General features: G+C 66.1%; 3 protein-coding genes. All 3 read right to left on the bottom strand.

What is annotated here, in order from left to right:
* Window positions 1–778, bottom strand: a 778-nt coding sequence (locus K2W81_RS14585; protein ID WP_273513606.1) for an efflux RND transporter permease subunit, incomplete at its 3' end; no start/stop codon positions are given.
* A gap of 3 nt (window positions 779–781) precedes the next feature.
* Window positions 782–2,416, bottom strand: coding sequence for an efflux RND transporter periplasmic adaptor subunit (locus tag K2W81_RS14580; RefSeq protein ID WP_273513604.1), 1,635 nt, complete (start codon window positions 2,414–2,416; stop codon window positions 782–784).
* Window positions 2,413–3,526, bottom strand: a 1,114-nt coding sequence (locus tag K2W81_RS14575) for a TolC family protein (protein ID WP_273513602.1), incomplete at its 5' end; no start/stop codon positions are given. The genes K2W81_RS14580 and K2W81_RS14575, both read right to left, overlap by 4 nt.

The following is a 3,526-nucleotide window of genomic DNA, read 5'->3' as shown; positions in this document are numbered from 1 at the left end:
CAATCTGCGACAAACGGACTGGACCATTGGCGTTGCTGGCGACAACGAGCTGCTGCAGATCCTCGATCCGCGTCGTCCGAGCAACGTTGCGGATAAGAAACTCGCGTTCATATTGATCGACGAAGCCGCCGCCGGTGTTGGTCCCAAAGGCACGAAGCGCGTCCTCCATGTCCTTCAATTTGACGCCAACGGCATTCATCGCCGCGAGATCGGGCGAAACGCGGTACTGCCGAACCTCGCCACCGATCGGAATGACCTGCGCGACGCCGGGGATCGCGAGCAGGCGCGGCCGTATCTGGAAATCGGCGATCTCGCGGGCCTGCATCGGACTTGCCCGCCCATAGGGGATCGCGACCAGCATGATCTCGCCCATGATCGAGGTGACCGGCCCCATTTGTGGCACGACGGTGGGCGGAATCTGCTCGCGCACCAGCGTCAGTCGTTCGGCGACCTGCTGGCGCGCGCGGTAGACATCTTCCTTCCAGCCAAACTCGACATAGACGATAGACAGACCAATACCCGAGACCGAACGGACCCGCTCGACCCCGGGGACACCGCTCATCGACGTCTCGATTGGGCGTGTCACCAGCGTTTCGACTTCGGGCGGGGCGAGACCGGGGGACTCTGTTAGGATCGTAACGACCGGCCGATTGAGATTGGGCAGCACATCGACGGGCAGCCGGCTCACCGACAGCCCGCCAAACGCCATCAGCGCGAACGCGAGAAACAGTGTAAGGACACGGTTACGGAGCGAAAAGGCGACGAGCCGGTCGAACATCGCCTAGCGCACCTGACCGAGCAGTTCGGCTCCCGCCGTCACGACGCGCTCGCCGGGCTTCACGTTCGAGAGGAGCGCAACGCGACCCGCATCGACGGGTGCAGATTTCACGCTGCGTTGCTCGAACAGCTCGGCGTGGGTTTTGACGAAAACGGAAGGGAGTCCGTTGGCGCTCGATAGCAAGGCAGTTCGCGGCACGATCACCCCCGCGACGGTGCCACCGAGTGGCGCGTCGATCGTAATCGGCTCACCGATCCGGAGATTGGCGGGAACACCGATTACCCGAAACAACGCGGGCGCGGCACGTCCGCGATCGATGAGCCCCGCCCCTTGGAACACGAGATCGAAGGTCGTGCCGTCGGCGGTCTTGCCAATGGCTTTCGCGCCGGGTCCCAGCGCGCGGCGGTCGAACAAATTGGCCTCGACATAAAGCCGCGAGCGATCAACGATTTCGAACAGCGTGGTTTCAGCACTCACCACCTGCCCGACGCGTACCGAGGATGACGCGATCACACCATCGATCGGCGACACCAGCACTTCGCGCGCGCTGCGCGCTTGGCCGAGCGCCGCGCGACGGCGCTGGAGGCCCTGCAGGGTAATTCCGGCCTCTTCGATTTGCCGGCGCGGTACGACGCCTTCTAGACGACGTAAACGCGCTGCACTGTTGGCGGCGAGGGCGATCTGCTGGTCGAGGTCGCTGAGCTCGCGTGCCAGGTCCGCACGGTCGATTGCCTGCAAGGGCGGCTCGACAAAGCCCAGCACCTGCCCCGCACGCACCGCCTGCCCGATAATCGGTAGTCCCGATGCTGGCGCACCGATTCGCCCGCCAGTTGCGCTCTGAATGAGCCCGCCGCGCTGCGGATCGGCTACGATCTTGCCGGTCAGGCTCGTCGTCGGCTGCGCTTCGCCCGCCGCCGCCAGCACGGTTCGGACGCCGATGATCCGCTGCACCGATTTCGGGCCGAACAGCTTGCCGTCTGAGGTTTTCACAGCAGCTTCGCCCGATCCGGCAGGGACAGCAGGTGCCGCACCATGATCTTCGTCGCCATGCGCGGCAACTGGGGCAGGCCCAACGGGCACGCCGAACAGCAACTGCGCGCCAAGAAGCACGGCCAACCCGGTAGCGACCAGTCGGCGCGAACGCCAATACCATGCACCGGCCAGCACAAGCACGACCAATATCGCGATCAACAGCCATCGCCAGATTGATGGTCCCGCCGTCGTGTCGGCGGCGGATGGAGGAACCGTCAAAGTGCCGGAGAGTGATTCGAACGCCCCGTCATGGCTCACTAGAAACGACAGTTCATGCGCGCCCGGCTTTTGAAGGCCATCGTCAGAATAGGTATAAATGCCGTTCGCGGCCTTCGCCTGCCCGGTCTTACCATCGACGGTGACGCTGACAGTCGCGCCCGTCACCGGTACGTTGTCGGCAAAGCCGTCGATCCAGATCGTCAGATCGTCCGCCTTGGCGGCCGCGACCAGTTCGAGCGCGTCGGTTGCCGCTTCCATGCGCGGCGCGATCGACACGCCGACCGGCGTCGTTGCCGCACCGTGATCCTCGTCGCCATGGGCCATTGCCGATGACGCACTTGCGATCATCGCCAGCGCGGCCAGCGCCATCCAAATGCGTTTGATCATGGCAGAACGCCCATCGCTTGATTGAAGGAAGAGATTGCCGCAAACCGGGCGACCTTCGCGGCCGCAAGGTCGCGTTCGGCCTCGGACAACGCCTGTCGCGCGCGCAGCACCTCGATGAACCCGATCTCACCCTCGGTGCGGCCGCGTTCGGTCAGCGACAGCGCCTCGGCGAGCGCGTCCCGGCGCGTCTGCGCCTGTTCGAGCGAGCGTACCGCAGCGTCGAGCCGAGCTTGTGCCGCGCGCCGTTCGGCGACGAGCCGGATACGGGTTCGACTTGCCTCTGCTCCTGCCCCGAGAGCGTCGGAACGGGCGCCTGCCGCATCTGCAACGGCGGTCTGATTGCGCCCCAGCGGCAATTTGATGCCAACCAGCAGTGCGTTCCGAAAGGGCTCGGCAGGCACGTTCGGATCGCCGACGCCGCCACGTTCGCGTCGGACCCCGATGCTTCCCTCGAGCCGCACCCGCGCGCCATAGGACAGGCTGGTCGCCCGAGCGTCGGCGAGTGCTGCGCGATCCAGCGCTGCACGAAGCGCCGGGCTGTCTTCGGGGTCCGTCGCCTGGGCTTGAACTTCGGGGGGCAAGTTTTCAGGGGGAGGTCCAGCAAGTGCTGCATAGGCGGCTTCGGCGCGAGCAAGGTCAGCCTCTGCCTGGGACAATCGCGACTCCGCAGCCGATGTCTCGGCCTGGGCGAGCAACAGGTCGCGCCGCGCCTGCTCGCCGGCACCGACCAGGCGTGCCACCTGGCTGGCGGTGGTCGCGGCGATGCCGACCTGATCGCGGTCGACCGCTACCGCCGCGCGTGCCGCCGCCAGCGACCACCATGCCTCGCGCACCTCGCCCGCGATCCGCACGCGAGCCGCCTCAACGCCCGATTGCGCGGCGTCGCCTGCGCGACCGGCATAGCTGCGAATGGCTTTACCTTCTCCGGGCCAGCGAATGCCGGCCGAGACCGACGTCTCTTCCTCGATGATACCTTGAGACCGGGTCAACAGATCTGCGGACAGGACGGGCGGGCCAACGAACGGCCCACGGCCGCTTCGGCGCAATGCTTCGGCCTGCGCGCGGAGGGCGGGGAAACTCGCGGTCTCGGAAGATTGCGCGACAGCCACG

It is taken from the genome of Sphingomonas sp., from assembly GCF_019749955.1.
Classification (GTDB): Bacteria; Pseudomonadota; Alphaproteobacteria; order Sphingomonadales; family Sphingomonadaceae; genus Sphingomonas.
This window is presented reverse-complemented; position numbering and strand designations above follow the sequence as displayed.

What these genes read in the sequence shown, in the direction of transcription:
- K2W81_RS14580 (WP_273513604.1), bottom strand. Translation starts at nt 2,416, where the DNA reads ATGATCAAACGCATTTGGATGGCGCTGGCCGCGCTGGCGATGATCGCA.